Origin of the sequence: Ensifer sp. LC384, assembly GCF_001695865.1 — a bacterium.
Lineage (GTDB): Bacteria > Pseudomonadota > Alphaproteobacteria > Rhizobiales > Rhizobiaceae > Ensifer.
The window spans coordinates 563,693-578,648 of sequence record NZ_MBST01000001.1 but is presented as its reverse complement, the minus strand read 5'-3'; the positions used below and the strand labels follow the sequence as shown (position 1 = coordinate 578,648).

At 62.9% G+C, this 14,956-nt stretch carries 14 protein-coding genes and 2 pseudogenes; 5 read left to right on the top strand and 11 right to left on the bottom strand.

Annotated features, from left to right (window positions below):
* Positions 1–42 precede the first annotated feature (42 nt).
* Positions 43–621, bottom strand: a complete 579-nt coding sequence (locus BC363_RS02920; protein ID WP_065786332.1) for a HupE/UreJ family protein — start codon at positions 619–621, stop codon at positions 43–45.
* A gap of 241 nt (positions 622–862) precedes the next feature.
* On the opposite strand from BC363_RS02920, the gene BC363_RS02915 reads away from it, so the two are divergent.
* A complete protein-coding gene (locus tag BC363_RS02915; RefSeq protein WP_065786333.1) occupies positions 863–1,447 on the top strand; it encodes an ATP-dependent Clp protease proteolytic subunit in 585 nt (194 codons plus the stop codon).
* Between the two features lie 455 nt (positions 1,448–1,902).
* The gene (leuA, locus tag BC363_RS02905) at positions 1,903–3,612 is read left to right on the top strand and encodes a 2-isopropylmalate synthase (RefSeq protein ID WP_065786335.1); all 1,710 of its coding nucleotides are present in this window, start codon (positions 1,903–1,905) and stop codon (positions 3,610–3,612) included.
* A 127-nt stretch (positions 3,613–3,739) separates the two neighbouring features.
* Here the strand turns inward: leuA and BC363_RS35765 are convergent.
* The 3 genes and pseudogenes from BC363_RS35765 to BC363_RS02895 form a co-directional block, all read right to left on the bottom strand.
* Positions 3,740–3,985: pseudogene (locus tag BC363_RS35765) on the bottom strand (hypothetical protein); the annotation flags it as partial.
* Between the two features lie 59 nt (positions 3,986–4,044).
* Positions 4,045–4,872: an anti-sigma factor gene (locus BC363_RS02900; RefSeq protein WP_065786336.1), complete on the bottom strand. Its 828-nt coding sequence runs from the start codon at positions 4,870–4,872 to the stop codon at positions 4,045–4,047.
* A 3-nt stretch (positions 4,873–4,875) separates the two neighbouring features.
* Complete coding sequence (locus BC363_RS02895) at positions 4,876–5,394, bottom strand: RNA polymerase sigma factor (protein ID WP_053248203.1); 519 nt, start codon at positions 5,392–5,394, stop codon at positions 4,876–4,878.
* 290 nt (positions 5,395–5,684) lie between these two features.
* Here BC363_RS02895 and BC363_RS02890 point away from each other — a divergent pair, with 290 nt between their 5' ends.
* The gene (locus tag BC363_RS02890; RefSeq protein ID WP_083223712.1) at positions 5,685–6,584 is read left to right on the top strand and encodes a DUF3313 domain-containing protein; all 900 of its coding nucleotides are present in this window, start codon (positions 5,685–5,687) and stop codon (positions 6,582–6,584) included.
* Positions 6,585–6,648: 64 nt separating this feature from the next.
* Here BC363_RS02890 and BC363_RS02885 read toward each other — a convergent pair whose 3' ends face one another.
* The gene (locus tag BC363_RS02885; RefSeq protein ID WP_083223713.1) at positions 6,649–7,197 is read right to left on the bottom strand and encodes a tetratricopeptide repeat protein; all 549 of its coding nucleotides are present in this window, start codon (positions 7,195–7,197) and stop codon (positions 6,649–6,651) included.
* 295 nt (positions 7,198–7,492) lie between these two features.
* Positions 7,493–8,395: a metallophosphoesterase gene (locus BC363_RS02880; protein WP_065786992.1), complete on the bottom strand. Its 903-nt coding sequence runs from the start codon at positions 8,393–8,395 to the stop codon at positions 7,493–7,495.
* A gap of 68 nt (positions 8,396–8,463) precedes the next feature.
* Here BC363_RS02880 and BC363_RS02875 point away from each other — a divergent pair, with 68 nt between their 5' ends.
* Entirely contained in the window at positions 8,464–8,973 is a 510-nt protein-coding gene (locus tag BC363_RS02875; RefSeq protein WP_065786338.1) for an NUDIX domain-containing protein, read from the top strand.
* A 57-nt stretch (positions 8,974–9,030) separates the two neighbouring features.
* On the opposite strand, the gene BC363_RS02870 is transcribed toward BC363_RS02875, so the two are convergent.
* Positions 9,031–10,008 (bottom strand): glutathione S-transferase family protein, encoded by a 978-nt coding sequence (locus BC363_RS02870; protein ID WP_065786339.1) that lies wholly within the window; start codon positions 10,006–10,008, stop codon positions 9,031–9,033.
* A 257-nt stretch (positions 10,009–10,265) separates the two neighbouring features.
* Between BC363_RS02870 and BC363_RS02865 the strand changes: the two genes are divergently transcribed.
* Positions 10,266–10,826 (top strand): N-acetyltransferase, encoded by a 561-nt coding sequence (locus tag BC363_RS02865; protein WP_065786340.1) that lies wholly within the window; start codon positions 10,266–10,268, stop codon positions 10,824–10,826.
* 124 nt (positions 10,827–10,950) lie between these two features.
* Here the strand turns inward: BC363_RS02865 and BC363_RS35760 are convergent.
* From BC363_RS35760 to BC363_RS02850, 4 genes and pseudogenes are all read right to left on the bottom strand, one after another.
* Positions 10,951–11,152, bottom strand: a pseudogene (locus BC363_RS35760) (GNAT family N-acetyltransferase); the annotation flags it as partial.
* Positions 11,153–11,163: 11 nt separating this feature from the next.
* Positions 11,164–12,357, bottom strand: coding sequence for a cellulase family glycosylhydrolase (locus BC363_RS02860; RefSeq protein WP_065786341.1), 1,194 nt, complete (start codon positions 12,355–12,357; stop codon positions 11,164–11,166).
* A 38-nt stretch (positions 12,358–12,395) separates the two neighbouring features.
* The gene (locus tag BC363_RS02855) at positions 12,396–12,884 is read right to left on the bottom strand and encodes a GNAT family N-acetyltransferase (protein WP_065786342.1); all 489 of its coding nucleotides are present in this window, start codon (positions 12,882–12,884) and stop codon (positions 12,396–12,398) included.
* Complete coding sequence (locus tag BC363_RS02850; RefSeq protein ID WP_065786343.1) at positions 12,881–14,950, bottom strand: hypothetical protein; 2,070 nt, start codon at positions 14,948–14,950, stop codon at positions 12,881–12,883. Before BC363_RS02850 ends, BC363_RS02855 begins: the two co-directional genes overlap by 4 nt.
* Positions 14,951–14,956: the final 6 nt, after the last annotated feature.

Sequence of the window (14,956 nt, the reverse complement as noted above, 5' to 3'; positions counted from 1 at the left end):
CGCTGTAGCCCGCCATTTTCGTTTTGCGCCTTGTTACGACCGTCAGCCGAAGATCAAGGCTGCGCCGGCAAGTGCGGTGATGCCGCCGAAAACGCGCGCCAGCGCACCGCCGCCTGAGAGGCGACCGAGCATCATGCCAAGGCCGATGCCGGCCGCGTGAAGGGCGGCGGTTGCAATCAGGAAGCCGACGGCGAAGGGAAGCGCGCCGGCGCTGCCGAGTTCGCCGCCATGCGCATGACCGTGGAAGAGCGCGAAGAGGCCGATGATCGCTGCCGACGCGGCAGTATCGAGGCGCACGACCATGGCCACCAGCAACCCCAGTGCGACGACCGAGGCGAGGATCGCGGGCTCGACAAAGGGAAGCTCGATGCCGGCGGTTGCCAGCGCGAAGCCGACGGCCATCATCGAAACGAAGGCCGTCGGCACGATCCATAGTGCCCGACCGCCGATCTGCGCTGCCCAGAGACCGACGGCGACCATGACCAGAATATGGTCGAGGCCGAAGAGCGGATGCGAGAAGCCGGCCGCAAACGAGCCGTGCTCGTCCGGGTTGAGATGTGCGAAGGCGGGTGCTGCGGATGCCATCAGCGCCGCCGCCGCAATCAGGATGCGTCTGTTCATATCTGTCCCCATGGATCGACAGGGCCTGGGAGGACAGCCCCGCCTTTGCTGCGTTTTGACGGGATCGATCTTATTGGGCTTTGGGTCTCTGTCCATACGGCATTTGACGGTGGCAGCGTTTACCATAGGCACAGTCCGGATTGCCGCTTTGTCGCCCCTTCGGTTTGTTGCATTGTCTTCGCGGTCGAGTCGCATTATCTGACTTTGACAGAGAAATTCATGAGACGCCGGAGAATCACGGATGAACGACAACGACGAGGAAGACAAGAACACCGAACTGCCCTTGGGCAAGGAAACGGAGGCGAACCTTTTCAAGTCGCGCTCGATTTTCATCTACGGCACGATCACGCAGGAACTGGCGCAGAAGGTGTGCTCGCAGCTCGTGGCACTTGCGTCCGCCAGCGATGACGACATTCGCCTCTTCGTCAGCTCGCCGGGCGGCCACGTCGAATCCGGCGACAGCATTCACGACATGATCAAGTTCGTGAAGCCGAAGGTTTGGACGATCGGCACCGGCTGGGTCGCATCGGCCGGCGCGCTGGTCTATGTCGGCGTGCCCAAGGAGCGTCGCGTCTGCCTGCCGAACACCCGCTTCCTGCTTCACCAACCGTCGGGCGGCACCCGCGGCATGGCTTCTGACATCGAGATCCAGGCACGCGAAATCATCAAGATGAACGAGCGCCTGAACAGGATCTTCTCCGAAGCGACTGGCCAGTCGGTCGAAAAGATCGCCAAGGATACGGAACGCGATTATTGGCTGTCGGCTGAAGAGGCCAAGAACTACGGTCTCGTCTCGCGCATCATCACCTCGGTTTCTGATATCTGAGACCCGCATTCCGTCGGCAACGACGTTGAGATCGCAAAGGGCATCGGCGGTAGCGCCGGTGCCCTTTTGCTTTGCCGAGCATCGCGCGAGAGGGGTGGCGGCCGCCCGCTTCATGTTTCGGCTCCCGGGAGCCTTGCTCCGTTTCGGCAAGCCGTGTATAGGCTTTGGCATGACCAAGGCCGACGCATATCGGATCGCTACGATCTCTGCCGCACACGATGACAATCGTGCGCCGTTGCGCGCCTTCGCCTCGCTTCTTCTTCTCGGCCTTACTCGCGGTTGCCGGGTTCGCTGAGGAGCGCCCGGCGGCCGAAAAGCCACGCCGGCAGATGCTCCTCGAATCCGATAGAGTTTTAGGACAAAGGCGCGCCCGCCGCGGCATTTGCCATCGCAATCCGATCCCCGATCGGTTATGGCAAAGCGGCTAGAGCGCTCAGTGATGAAGAGAAGCTGCAATGATCCAGAAATCCCATTCCATCAAGAACGGCATGCCGGAAGCGGCGGTGAAGTATCAGCCTTACCCGCAGATCGCGCTTGCCGAACGTACCTGGCCGTCGAAGACGATCACCCAGGCGCCGATCTGGTGCTCGGTCGATCTGCGTGACGGCAATCAGTCGCTCGTCGACCCGATGGGCCATGACCGCAAGGCGCGCATGTTCCAGCTGCTGCTGGACATGGGCTTCAAGGAAATCGAGATCGGCTTCCCCTCGGCCTCGCAGACGGACTTCGACTTCGCCCGCTGGTGCATCGAGGAGGGCAACGTCGCCGAAGACGTGTCCCTGCAGGTGCTGGTGCAGTGCCGGCCGGAGCTGATCACGCGGACCTTCGAGGCGCTTCAGGGCGCCCACAAGCCGATCGTGCATTTCTACAATTCCACGAGTGAACTGCAGCGCCGGGTGGTGTTTGCCAAGGATGTCGCCGGCATCAAGCAGATCGCGACCGACGCGGCCAAGATGATCACCGACATGGCGGCCAAGGCCGGCGGCGGCTATCGCTTCGAGTATTCGCCGGAGAGCTTCACCGGCACCGAGCTGGAAGTGGCGCTGGAGATCTGCAACGCCGTAACCGAGATCGTCAAGCCGACCCCGGACAACAAGCTGATCCTCAACCTGCCGTCGACCGTCGAGATGGCGACGCCGAACATCTATGCCGACCAGATCGAATGGATGTGCCGCAACCTCGACAATCGCGAGAGCCTGATCATTTCGTTGCATCCGCACAATGACCGCGGCACGGGCATCGCGGCGACCGAGCTCGGCCTGATGGCCGGCGCCGACCGCGTCGAAGGTACACTTTTCGGCAATGGCGAGCGCACGGGCAACGTCGACGTCGTGACGCTGGCGTTGAACATGTTCACCCAGGGCGTGGACCCGAAGCTGGACTGCTCCGATATCGAGCGGATCAAGGAAGTCTACGAGTATTCCAACCAGATGGTCATTCCGGAGCGCCACCCTTACGTTGGCGAGCTGGTCTATACGGCATTCTCCGGCTCGCACCAGGATGCGATCAACAAGGGCATGAAGGCGATCAAGACCGCCAACAAGCCATTGTGGGAAGTGCCGTACCTGCCGATCGATCCGCGTGACGTCGGTCGCTCCTATGAGGCGATCATTCGCATCAATTCGCAGTCGGGCAAGGGCGGGATCGCCTATATCCTGCAGGAAGACTACGGCATCAACCTGCCGCGCAACCTGCAGGTCGAGTTCCGCGAGGACATCCAACGCATCACTGACGAGGAAGGCAAGGAGCTACCCTCCAAGCGCATCCACGAGCGTTTCATCGAGCGTTATGTCGAGCAGCCGGGCGCGCGCATCAAGTTCGTCGATCACCACACCTATCCGGTGGGCGAACACAAGGGTGTGCGCGTGGTTTCGGCCGAGATCACCGACAACGGCGAGATCAAGCGCATCGAGGGCAAGGGCACCGGTCCGATCGACGGCTTCATCAACGCGCTGTCGATCTATCTCGGCGTCGATCTCTCGGTCGCCGACTACTCCGAGCATTCGCTGCAGCACGGCTCGAACGCCGCCGCCATCGCCTACGTCGAGATGGAGCACCCGGGCGGCAAGCTGTTCGGCGCCGGTATCAACACGAACATCGTGGCCGCCTCGCTGGAAGCGATCGTCTCGGCGGCAAACCGCGTCTTGGAAATGAAGCGCGGCTGATCACCAAAACGCCGCGCGCCCGAAACGGACGCGTGGCGTTTTCGATCGATACTTGACGCAACTCTCAATCACGGTCTGGCACTGACGCTGGCGTCATGCCGGCCTGTCGGTCGCAAGGAGCCTGCCGGGCCTGCCGCGCCTTGCGATCGGCGTGACGCCGATCACGGTCGGCCCTGCGCTCGGCCGGCGCGCGCTCGCGCTCCTCGATTTTTACCCGTTCGCGATTGATGCGCCACTCCTCGCGGGCCGCCGCGACCGCCTGACGCTCGGGCGAGCTGGGTCGTTCTGCGGCTTCCTTTGCCGCGCGGTCGGCTTGAAGAAGCGCTGTCCTTGCATCGGCCGCGAGATCCGCCCCGGCAACAGGCGCTGCGATGAGTCCGTTCCCGAACTTTCGCGGAGGTCGCGGCGCAGCTACGCTTTCAAGGCGTGGACTCAGATCGTCGTTGCGACCGCTTCGGCGAGATCGTGCAGGCCGACGGTGGCAGACGGACCGACGACCACGAAGGACGCGCCGCCGCGCTGCCACGAAACCATGCCGAGATCGTCGCGGATGCTTTCGGAGAACTTGTCGGACTGCGGGCTGTCGCTTTCCTTGAGGAAACAGATCGCAAACACATCGCCATCGGCATTGCGATAGATGAGTTGCGCGACGGGTTTGCTGTTGGCGACGAGCAGGCGCGCACCTTCGAAGTTCAGGCCCTTGCCGGTCAGGTTGGGAATGGTGAACGGGACACCGACGCTGGAGGCGAGCCATGTCTCGATCTTCGGCGCGTCGGAGGCCGGAACCTCGACGAGGCGTTCCTTCTGTCGCGAATAGATGCGGTGGTAGTCGGCGATGTCGTCAAGCCAGGTGCGTGCCGACGCGAGCTTCGTCGGCTCGGCGACGTTGTTGGCCGTGCCGATGATAAAGCCGGTGGCGCCACCGACCAACACCAGCGCCACGGATGCCGCCATGACACGTGGCCAGATGCGTGCACTGCGCACATTGGCGGCCGCTATGGTTACGCGTTCCGCCTTGGGATTGATGCCGGAGCCCTGCTTGATCTGACGCACCAGAGCCAGCGGAACGGGATCGTGAAGGAAATCCTCGAAAGCCGTGTCGCCGAAGGCGCTGCCCGCCTTCAGCTTTTCAAACAACGCCTTGGCGTCCTCGTCATGGGCGAGGAGTGTCTCGAGTTCAGTCTTTTCTGCCTCGCCGAGTTCGCCGTCGATATAGGCGCACAACCGGATTTCGAGCGCGTGACCTTTCGTCTGCTGCAACGGTCATGCCCTCCTTTCGGTGTTCTCGGAAATCATCGCGGCGAGCCTCAGGCGCGCCGTCGACAGCCTGCTCATCACCGTGCCGATGGGAATGCCGAGGATATCGGCCGTTTCGCGGTAGCTGTGGCCTTCGACATTGACCAGAAGGAAGGTGCTTGCCAGGCCCTCGGGCATAGAGAGGATCATCTTCTGCAGTTGATTGGCGTAGACGGCTTTCTCGGCGGAGGCCTCGACGCTCAGTTCATCCTGGTCGGACACATCGATCGTACCGCTGCCGGTTCGGACCTTCCTCTTGCGGATCTCGTCGACCCAAAGATTGCGCGTCATGGCGTAGATCCAGCTTTCGAGGCGGCCTTCGCCGTTCCAGAGGTGACTGCGCGTAATCGCTCTTTCGCAAGCTTCCTGGACAAGGTCATCGGCATCATGTGCATTGCGCGTCAATGTCATCGCGAAGCGGCGCAATTTGGGCAGCAGGCTGACCAAGTCGCGTCTGAAGTCCTTCGTTTCTGCCGCTGGGCGCATTGCTCTTCCAAATGAAACGTGCGGGATCGTGTCTTTATTCGCCAAGTAATATCCACAGCGAATGATATGAAACATTTGGTCCTCAGTCTGCAAGGGAAGTCACGGATCGGAAAGCGAAATCTGTTCTTTCGCGCGCCATTATCCCAAAAACCTTCGCGCATCGGCGTTCCATCTCGCGGCGCTTTCGTTACCGTAAACTGCAAGGGCTGGCCGGCATTGCGTCAAAGTTCGGCCCGAATCTGATCGGTACTCATCCGCACAACTGCAGGTCGTTGTCGGGGGAAGTGTCAATGAACAAACAAGAATGCGGTAGCGGAAGACGTGACGGTCGGCGATCCACGGAGCGATCGCGTCCTGATCGGTTACGGCCGGCGCGGGCCTGCATCCGGATTGCCGGGCTGACCGCGTTGCTGACAGGCCTTGCGGCCTGCCAGAGCGCGTCCCTCAGCGAAACCGGTTCGCTGTCGTCCTACAAGGATTTCGTCGCCAGCGACGGCATGGTGACCAAGACGAAATATCGGGTGGATTCCGCTTCGACCAAGACGGTGAAGACGGTGCATCTGATCCCCACGACCTTCGCCGCCAATGCCGATGTCGGCACGCTCGGCGACCCGCAGAAGAAGCTGGTGGCAACGGCCATCGACCGGTCGCTGTGCGAGGCACTCAGTGCACATTTCGATGTGGTACCGGTATCGAAGCCGGCGGATATGGCCGTGCGCTCCGTGGTCAGCAAGGTCAAGGCAACGAACGCCGTCGTCGCCGGCGTGTCGACTGTCACCACGGCGGTTTCCCCCGTGCCGGTTCCGCGCATTCCGATCGGCCTTGGCAGTCTCGCCGTCGAGGCGGAGGCCTTCGATGCAAAGGGCAAGCAGATCGCCGGGCTGACATGGGCGCGCGGAGCCAACATCCTGACCAACGGTTCGCGCGCGTCGACCGCTGCGGACGCGTTCGAACTGGCCGGCGATTTTTCCGACGATTTCAGTGCGTTGCTGGCAAAATCGAACGACCCGATGAAGTCCGGCTTCGAACTGCCGTCAATGAAGAACGTCTCGAACAGCGTCTCCTATGCCGTTACCGGCAAGTCGACCGATCCCGATTGCGCTGTCTTCGGGCGTGGCTCGGGCGTGACGGGCATCGTCGGCGGCGCGCTGGGCCTGCCGCCGGAATGGACCGAGAAGAAGCGCACCTGAGGAAAGGCTTCTTGGGTCGATGCCGCGGCTGCCTTCCCATGTTCGGGAAGGCAGAGGGCATGCGTCAATATTGTCTGACGCCGCCGAGCGACTGCAGCAGCGAGCGATAGGCCCAGCTGTCCTCGCCGCCGCGATCACGGATCTCGACCAATTGTACGCGGGCATCCTCGATCTGACCCTGCTCGATCAGGGCCTGGCCCATGTAGGAGCGGGCGAGGATATAGTTCTCGTCGGCCTGAAGCGCGCGCTTGTAATACTGCATGCCGAGTTCCATGCGGCCGGCCTTGCGGTTGGCATAACCGAGATAGTTCAGCACGCGGGCGCTTTTTTGATCCTTGACGGCGCCGAGAACCTTGATGGAGTTCTCATACTGACCGGCGTAGGCAAGCTCGCGGGCGGCCTCAAACAGGATGTCGTCGCTCAGATCGCTCTTCTTGGCGTTGACGCAGGCGTTCTTCTTGGCATCCCAGATCTTGCCATTGGTGCATTCGCTGCTCGTCTTGGTTTTCTTCGGCGGCTCGCTGGTGTCCTCGCCGGCGGCCATGGCCGTCTGCGCTGCAAAGGCAGCCGCGCTGGCGGCAAACAGGGCACATAGAATGGTCTTGCGGTACATCATGCCGATCTCCCATCATCTGCAATGGCGCCGAGCACACCATTTTCGGCACAGAGAATAGATCGCTCTGCCGGTTGTGGGAACCCGAACGGGAGTGTGACGCACGAACAGACGCATTTATTCGCCCGGCGACGAGGCTCCGGCGAAAAACAGGCCGGTCTGCTCGTTCAAGCGGCCTTCGGGCGAGGGGCCTAAAGCGCGCCGCGATCTTTCAGATCCGCTTGTTGCGCTTTAAGCTCGTGTTCCCTCGCATGTCGTTATCGCAAAACCGCTGCGCACTTTTGCGCGACATGACCTAGAAGCGGGTGGTTTCGACCAGCGTCGCGCCGGTTGCATCGGCGTTGAGCGCGTAGCGCTCGCGGGTGAGGTGCCAGTTACCGGCCTCGCCGGCAATCGTGAACAGGTTGTAGGCGGCCTGCGGCTTGTGGCCGCCCGGCCCCTGCGACGCGGAGGAGATGCCGACGACCGGCACGGGGCCGTTCGGGCCCTTGAGCGAATAGACGGTGTTCAGGTGCGTGTGGCCGTGGATCACCAGTTCGGCACCGCCGGACGAGATCGTCGCTGCAAACCGGCGGATGCCGAGCATGCGCTTGTGCAGCGAGGTGGCGCCGCGGATTGGCGGATGGTGGATCATCACCACGCGGAAGAGCCCGGCATCGCCCGCCTGGCGCAGCAGGTTGACGGTGGCCCGCGCCTGCCTCTGGCCGAAATATCCGCTGGCGGCAAAGGGCGGTGTCGCCACTGCGGTCGAGCAGCCGATCAGCGCCACCGGGCCGCGCACCCGCATATAGGGGAAACAACGGTGGCTCTCGTGCCAATTGGCCGGTGCGCCATCGGCGCGCATATAGGGATACCAGGCGCGCGTCGTCTTTTCGTAGGCGCCGGGCACATAGGCATCGTGGTTGCCCGGGACGATCGAGATGTTGGCGGGATCGCCGGCGTCCTCGAGCCAATCGGTGACCGCCGTGATCTCCCGCGACGAGGCGAGGTTCACCAGGTCTCCGGTGATCGCCATGTGGTCGGGATCGCGCTTCTCGATATCGGCCATCAGGCAGTCGAGCGTGCCCGTGAACAGGTGCCGTCTACGGTTCCGGTGCCAGTTGACGAAGCCGGTGATGCGCTTGGAGGCAAGCTCCCTCAAGGAGAGGTCGGGCAGAGGGCCGAGATGGACATCGGAGATATGGGCGAGTTTGAACATCATCCCCGTCTAGCGCATATTCCGGTTGAGGGGAATCATGTCGCCGGATTAATCCGGCCTGGCAGTAAATGCGGGAGGAACGGCATCTGGAACAGCAGCGGCCACCGGAGATGCGGCGCTGGTATCTCCGCGTCCTGATGCGTCTGGCCCATGGCTATTACGCGTTGTCGCGTGGCATGACGATCGGCGTGCGCGCCGCTTGTTTCGACGGCGAAGGGCGCGTCTTCCTGGTGCGGCATTCCTATCTTCCCGGCTGGCACCTGCCGGGCGGTGGGCTCGACCGCGACGAGACTGCGCTTGAGGGCCTGCTGCGGGAGTTGCGGGAAGAGGGCAATCTGGAGACGACGATCCCGCCGACGCTGGTGCAGGTCTATTACAACAGGCGCACGAGCCGTCGTGATCATGTGGTCTTCTACCGTTGCGACGGCGTGCGCCAGACGTTACCGAAAGAGCCGGATCTGGAGATCGCGGCGAGCGGTTTCTTCGCGCTTGATGCGCTGCCGGACGATGCCACTCCGGCAACGCGTCGCCGGCTTGCCGAGCTGGCGGGTGGCACTGCTTTCGACACTTACTGGTAGGTCGGCTGCCCGTCCCCGCGCGCCTGAACGCGCGGGGACGCCTTAAAGGGCAAAGGCCTAAATGGTTTCCCGCTCATGCGGCGCATCCAGATCCAGGATCGGGCCGACGGGTACGACGCCGGTCGGATTGATCATCGTGTGACTGCGGTAGTAATGGTCCTTGATGTGATGCATGTTGACCGTCTCGGCCACACCCGGCACCTGGTAGAGGTCGCGCAGGTAGCCCTGCAGGTTCTTGTATTCAGCGATCCGGCGGATGTTGCACTTGAAGTGACCGACATAGACAGGGTCGAAGCGCACCAGCGTCGTGAATAGCCGCCAGTCGGCTTCGGTGAGCTTGCTGCCGGTCAGGTAGCGTCGAGTGGCGAGCCGTTCTTCCAGTTCGTCGAGCATATCGAACAGTGGGGTGACGCCTTGCTCGTAGGCCTCCTGGCTCGTGGCGAAACCTGCCTTGTAGACGCCGTTGTTGACCGCCCCATAGATGCGGCCGTTCAGTTCGTCGACTTCGGTGCGCAGGTCCTCCGGATAGAAATCGTCCTTCGAGCCCGTCAGTCCGTTGAAGGCGGAGTTGAACATGCGGATGATTTCGGCGGATTCGTTGGAGACGATGGTGTTTTGCTGCTTGTCCCACAGCACCGGTACGGTTACCCGGCCGGAATAGCTGGGATCGGCACGGACATAGACCTGCCAGAGGGCGTCGAAGCCGAAGAGGTGATCGACGGTGCCGCCATCCTTGCCCTTGAACTCCCAACCCTTCGACAGCATCAGCGGATCGACGATCGAGACCGAAATCAGGTCTTCGAGCTTCTTCAACTTGCGGAAGATCAGCGTGCGATGCGCCCAGGGGCAGGCAAGCGAGACGTAGAGATGATAACGCCCGGCCTCGGCCCTGAAGCCGCCTTCGCCGGATGGGCCCGGCGAACCATCGGCGGTGATCCAGTTGCGGAATTGGGATTCGCTGCGCTTGAAATGGCCTTTCGTCGCCGCCGTGTCATACCAGACGTCCTGCCAGACGCCGTCTACAAGCCTGCCCATGGGCGATCTCCTTCGGGTTTTCGTCGTTCATAGATAGCCGCTTTGTCGGCCTGCGGTAGGTATCGATTTCTGAACAGTGCGTTTTGGGCTTTGACATCGGGCAATTTTCTGCTATCGGCGATTTCAGAAAATTTCTCTGTGTCCGGAACGAACCGTACTCATGACCTTCTCGGGAAACCTGCGACGACGCTGATGCTGCCAACGCCCCTTCGGGCGAAGCCATCCCATGTCCGTTCGTATGCCTGGTTCCTGATCCCATGAAAAAGCACGACCTCGTCTACCTGACCGAAGACGCGTCCCATGACGCAGCCATCGAAATCATCAACGAAGAAGCCTTTGGCCCCGGCCGGTTTGCCCGGGCGGCAGCGCGCATCCGTGAGCAGGGGCCGCATGACCGGTCGCTGTCATTCGTCTGCGCCGACAATGGCGAGACGATCGCCTCGGTGCGGATGACGCCTGTCATGGCCGGTTCGATCAAGGGCCACCTGCTTGGGCCGCTTGCCGTCAGGCCGTCGCACAAGAACATGGGCATCGGCCGGGAACTCGTGCGCATCGCCGTGGAGGCGGCGCGGCGGAAGGGGTCTGAGGCCGTTATCCTCGTCGGCGATCCGCCCTATTATCAGCCGCTCGGATTCGAAAAAGTCCGTTACGCCGCGTTGGAGTTTCCGGGCCCGGTCGATCCGGCGCGGGTGCTGGCGGTGCCGATGGCCGAGGGTGTGCACGCCGGCCTTTCCGGTGTCATCGGCTGGCGGGATGATGCGGCGGCCCACGGTGCAACTGCATCGGAGGCTGATATCGAACTGGCGCTTGCCGTCTGATAACGCCGCGGCCGCTACTGCATGTTTCCTTAAATCGTATCCGATTTAAGGATAGAAACATGCAGCGGTTCAAAGTGCTACAGCGACCTTTGCACGTCTGATAAGACGCGCGGCGCTGTAGCCTCTAAGCCAGCCGTTTCTTCAGGAAGACACGGCTGCGGCCCGGCGGGAAGTCGGGTAGCTCGCAGAACGTCTCGTAGCCCTGGCGCTTGTAGGCGCAGCGCCTGCAGGTTGACGGTGTCGATCCAGGCGCCTTAGCAGCCGCGGCGGACCGCCTCTACCTCGGCCGCTGCCAGCAGCTTTCCCGCCAGACCCCGTCCGCGCAGGTTGGGCGCTCCTATTTCGCCAGCCGCTTGGCTATCGGCTCGAATTCCGGTGTCGCCGTGCGCTTGACCGGGTCCGGCGCGCCGGCGTCGATCGCGTCCCAGTATTTCCAGTGGACCTTCTTCGATCCCAGCTCGTAGTCCATGCCGTCCCAGCTGTCTTCGCGGAAGCTATAGAAGGCCCAGTGCAGGCTGTCCTTGTCGAGCGTCGTCAGAACGTCTTCGAGATAGGCCTTGCAGCCGGTCCAGCGCCGCATGCAGCCGAACTCGCCGGCAACGACGCGGTTGAGCGGAATGCCCTTGTCTTTCGCCCATTGCACTGGCTGGTCGAGGTAGGACGCAACCCGCGCCTTGTCCCAGTTCTCTTCTCCTTCGCCGAAGGGTACCTTGCCGGGATAGGCGTAGGGCTTTTCGCGCTTCATGTTGGGCGCGCTCGTCGCCGCATAGGGCTCGTACATGTGGAAGCTGTAGAGCACCTTTTGGTCGCTGAGGCCGGACGGCCAATAGTTGAAACCGTCGGCTGCGGCATACCAGCCGGCGTCGGCCATGATCGGGGTGGCTGGATCGACCTCGCGGATGGCGGCGATGATCGTTTCGTAGAAGGCGACGAGGTCGGAGGCCCCGTCCTTCTTTTCCGCATACCAGTCGAGCATCGCCTTGTTGTCGGCATGTTCGGCCAGGCCATTCTGCTTTTCAGGGGCCGGTTCGTTGATGATGTTGTAGGCCGCAACACCAGGATGATCCCTAAGCTCGCGCGCAAGATCGCGCCAGAAGCTTGCGGCTTGAGCCCACCAGGCCCTGTCCTGCCAGATGCGGCCGTCGAACTTGTTGCCGTTGTTCTGCGACCAGCGCATGCCGGGCAGCGACAAGGGGGTGATGACGATCTTCAATCCGGCCCTGTCGGCCCGGTCGAGCGTTTCCTTCAGCGTCTTCAGGTCGGCGGCGGGAATGCCCTCGTACTTGTCGGCGTCGCCAATCAGATAGTCGCGCTTGGCCGGCTTCCACTTGTCGTAGGACAGGCGAACCCAGGTGGCGCCGTAGCCGGACAGTGCCTTGAAATAGGCCTCGTCCGGCGGCAGCCGGTTGAAGCTATTGCCGCCATGCTGCGGCTTGTCCCAGAAACCGATGAGATCGGCGGCGTGGGCGGGCCCGGCGATGACAGGACCGGCTAAGGCAAGGGCGAGGAGGGAGGAGGCTATCAAACGCATCTACAGGGCTCCAAAAATTGTCCCTGCGATGTCGACAGTCATTGTGGCCTAAATCGGGAACGGCGCATGCTGAAGACGTCGAGCCGGCTTTCACCCACATCCTTTTCGTCGAGCTGCCAGCCGCCGCGTTGGTAGAACGCGCGCTTCTGCGGCAAGGCGCAGAGATAAACGCTGTCGACGCCGATGGCCAAAGCCGCTTCCGCCGCATGGCGAACGATGCTTGCCCCAATGCCCAGCCCACGAAATGTAGGCTCTACCCAGACCGCCGCGACCCAGGGGCCAAGCGCCGGCCGCTCGTCGAGATCGGATTCGATCACCGATGCGGTGCCGATGAAGGTCGCGCCGCGGTGGGCGACGATGGCAAACGGAATGTGATCGTCGCCGAGGCTGCCGGCAACCAGCCCGGCGATATGGCCGAGCGGAAAGCCGCGCGGTTCCCACCAGGCCCGCCAGACGCGGTCGGCAATATCATCCGCGAAACACGGTACGTCGCGCAGGTTGCTGATGGCGATGCTCGGATCGGTCATCGGCCCTCGCGGTACCAGGTCGCCGATATCAGGAAGAGCAGGGCGGCAAGGCCGAAGAGACCGGTAAACAGCGACAGCGAGTTGATGCCCCGCAGCACCGTCTCGTCGGTCATGCGCAGCGACAGCCGCTGGTCGTCGGCGACACGGATAGCGCCGCGCACCGGCAGGATCGACGGCAGGTCGATGGCGCCGTCGGCGCTAGCCAGCCGGCGCACCAGCCCCTTGGTCTTTTCAGCCCAGGGGCGCAGCTTGTCCTCCGTCGAGATCGCCGCCCTGAACTCCGGAGCGTCGACATTGCCGACATGCACAAGCGTCGTCAGTTCGTCGTTGGCGACTTCGAACAGCCCGGTCTCCGTGGTTTTGACTTCGGCGCTGTAGAGGCCGGGCTCGCGCTGGGTCAGCGTCAGTTCCTCGGTCTTTCCAGAGGGATAGCTGAGGGTCGCCGGGCCGGGATCGCCTTCGATCGTCTGGCGGGTGATTTCCAGCGTGCGGCCGGCCGCGCGTGCTGTCAGCGCTTCCTCTTCCAGCGCCGGCTCCTGCATCAGCCAGTGGGCGGTGCGGCGATAGAGCGAGACGTGCGGACCACCGCCCTCGAACCCGCGGGCCCAGAGCCAGCCCTGGTCGGACAGGAGCATGGCGACCCGTCCCTTGCCGACGCGGTTCAGCACCAGCAGCGGTTTGCCGTCAGCGGCCTCCATCACGGTCTGACCGAGCGGCCGATCGACATCGACGGTGCGGAACCAACGGCCCCATTGCGGCGGCTCGCTTGCGGCACCTTCGAGGCCGCGGGTGACCGGATGCTTCTTTCCCTCGTCCGAGAGGCGCGGGTAGAAGCCTTTTTCATTCATCACGCCGGTGGGGTTTGCCGGCAGCACGGCTGACAGGGGCGTGGCTGCAATGGAATCGTTGCCGGCATGCTCAGGCCCGGCGGCGATCAGAAGCGCGCCGCCGTTCTGCACATATTGGGCGATGTTGTCGTAGTAGAGGATCGGCAGAACGCCGCGGTGCTGGTAGCGGTCGAAGATGATCAGGTCGAATTCGCTGATCTTGTCGACGAACAGCTCGCGCGTCGGAAAGGCGATCAGCGACAATTCGTTGATCGGGGTTCCGTCCTGCTTTTCCGGCGGCCGCAGAATGGTGAAGTGCACGAGGTCGACGGCGGCATCGGATTTCAAAAGATTGCGCCAGGCGCGCTCGCCTGCATGCGGCTCGCCCGAGACGAGCAGGACGCGCAGGTTCTCGCGGATGCCGTCGAGCACATGGACGGCGCGATTGTTGGTTTCGGTGACTTCGCCGGGGACGCCGTTCACGGCGAATTCGAGAATGTTGTTGCCGCCGCGCGGCACGGTGAAGCTGAAAGGCACGTCGGTGCCGGGCTCGGCGACCTCGGTGGCAATCTCGTTGCCGTTGAGGCGGATGGTCACCTCGGCGGTTCCGCCCGGTGCCGCACCGTCATCGACGACGCGGAAGGACAGTTTCTGCTGTTCGCCGACGATGCCGAAACGCGGTGCGCTGACAATCTCGATGCGGCGATCGAACTCGTCCGGTCTGCCGCTGATCAGCCCATGGACCGGCGCGTCGAAGCCGAGCTTCTGATTGATATCAGGGACGTCGTGGATCTGGCCGTCGGTGATGAAGATCGCACCGCCGACCCGCGCCGGCGGCACATCGGCAAGCACGGATGTCAACGCGGAGAAGAGCCGCGTCGATGGTGCTTCGCTGTCCTCGCTGTCGGCAGCTTCGACGATGCGGGTCTCGATCTGCGGGAAGCGGGCGAGCCGGTCCTTGAGGTCGGCAAGCGCCTTGTCGGTCTGCTCGCGCCGGCCGGCATAGTCCTGGCTTTGGCTGCGGTCGACGACAACAGCAACGATGGTCGACAGCGGCTCGCGCTCCTCCTGAAACAGGATCGGATTGGCAAGCGCCAGGCAGAAGGCGGCAAGGGCTGCGGCACGAACCCAGGCCCCGCGCACACCGCGCCAGATGCCGAGCGCGGCGAGAACCGCGGCTGCAATGGCAAGCATCGCAAGATAGGGCCAGGGGATGAAAGGCGAGAAGTCGGCGGTCATCGATCG

What these genes read in the sequence shown, in the direction of transcription:
- BC363_RS02920 (WP_065786332.1), bottom strand. Translation starts at nt 621, where the DNA reads ATGAACAGACGCATCCTGATTGCGGCGGCGGCGCTGATGGCATCCGCA.
- BC363_RS02915 (WP_065786333.1), top strand. Translation starts at nt 863, where the DNA reads ATGAACGACAACGACGAGGAAGACAAGAACACCGAACTGCCCTTGGGC.
- leuA (WP_065786335.1), top strand. Translation starts at nt 1,903, where the DNA reads ATGATCCAGAAATCCCATTCCATCAAGAACGGCATGCCGGAAGCGGCG.
- BC363_RS02895 (WP_053248203.1), bottom strand. Translation starts at nt 5,394, where the DNA reads ATGCGCCCAGCGGCAGAAACGAAGGACTTCAGACGCGACTTGGTCAGC.
- BC363_RS02890 (WP_083223712.1), top strand. Translation starts at nt 5,685, where the DNA reads ATGAACAAACAAGAATGCGGTAGCGGAAGACGTGACGGTCGGCGATCC.
- BC363_RS02885 (WP_083223713.1), bottom strand. Translation starts at nt 7,197, where the DNA reads ATGTACCGCAAGACCATTCTATGTGCCCTGTTTGCCGCCAGCGCGGCT.
- BC363_RS02880 (WP_065786992.1), bottom strand. Translation starts at nt 8,395, where the DNA reads ATGTTCAAACTCGCCCATATCTCCGATGTCCATCTCGGCCCTCTGCCC.
- BC363_RS02875 (WP_065786338.1), top strand. Translation starts at nt 8,464, where the DNA reads ATGCGGGAGGAACGGCATCTGGAACAGCAGCGGCCACCGGAGATGCGG.
- BC363_RS02870 (WP_065786339.1), bottom strand. Translation starts at nt 10,008, where the DNA reads ATGGGCAGGCTTGTAGACGGCGTCTGGCAGGACGTCTGGTATGACACG.
- BC363_RS02865 (WP_065786340.1), top strand. Translation starts at nt 10,266, where the DNA reads ATGAAAAAGCACGACCTCGTCTACCTGACCGAAGACGCGTCCCATGAC.
- BC363_RS02860 (WP_065786341.1), bottom strand. Translation starts at nt 12,357, where the DNA reads ATGCGTTTGATAGCCTCCTCCCTCCTCGCCCTTGCCTTAGCCGGTCCT.
- BC363_RS02855 (WP_065786342.1), bottom strand. Translation starts at nt 12,884, where the DNA reads ATGACCGATCCGAGCATCGCCATCAGCAACCTGCGCGACGTACCGTGT.
- BC363_RS02850 (WP_065786343.1), bottom strand. Translation starts at nt 14,950, where the DNA reads ATGACCGCCGACTTCTCGCCTTTCATCCCCTGGCCCTATCTTGCGATG.